Below are 806 nucleotides of genomic sequence, written 5' to 3'. Positions count from 1 at the left end.
GGTCGTGGGTGAGGTGGGTGACGGCACCGTCGGGGGCGGTGACGGCGGTGAGGTTGCCGCGTTCGTCGTAGGCGAGGGAGACGGTGGTGCCGTCGGGGCTGGTGCTGGTGGCGGGGAGGTTGAGGTGGTTGTAGGTGGAGCTGCTGGTGCTGCCGTCGGAGTGGTGGACGGCGAGCAGGTTGCCGTAGTCGTCCCATTCGAGGCGGGTGGTGTTGCCGAGGGGGTCGGTGTGGGTGAGGAGTCGGTCGTCGCGGGTCCAGGTGGAGCGGGTGGTGTTGCCGAGGGGGTCGGTGGTGGCGACGACCTGGTGGAGCTCGTTGTGCTGGTAGCGGGTGACGGCGCCGGTGGCGTCGGTGTAGAGGGTGACGCCGCCGGCCATGTCGTAGTCGAAGCGGCTGGAGAGGGCGCCGTCGGGGCCGATGGTCTCGACGACACGTCCGTCGCGGTCGTAGACGTAGCGGTAGACGTCGTTGTTGCGGTCGGTCCAGGAGGTGATGCGGGCCTGGTCGTCGTAACCGAACTTGAGGGGTAGGGCCGAGGAGTTGACGACGTCGGAGAGGTTGCCGTCGCCGTCGTAGCGGTACGACATGACGGTGGTCGGTCCGTCGGGGCCGACCACCGCGAGTTCGGTGATGCGGCCGGCGGCGCAACTGACGTCGACGTGGTAGCCGCCGGTGTGGGTGACGGCGGTCGGGGTGCCGTCGGGGAGGCGGTGGAAGGTGATGCGGTTGCCGTTGCGGTCCTCGACGGTGTGCAGCCAGAGGCGGGAGGCCTGGGTTGCGCGGTAGTCGGGGGTGGGACAGAAG

The 806-nt window shown here is 69.6% G+C and carries 1 pseudogene; it reads right to left on the bottom strand.

The features are described from left to right. A pseudogene (locus FNX44_RS27325) lies at positions 1 to 806 on the bottom strand (hypothetical protein); the annotation flags it as partial.

The organism is Streptomyces alkaliterrae, from assembly GCF_007097205.2.
GTDB classification, from domain to species: domain Bacteria; phylum Actinomycetota; class Actinomycetes; order Streptomycetales; family Streptomycetaceae; genus Streptomyces; species Streptomyces alkaliterrae.
Note: the sequence above shows the minus strand (reverse complement) of the source record. Positions and strands in the feature narration are given on the sequence as shown.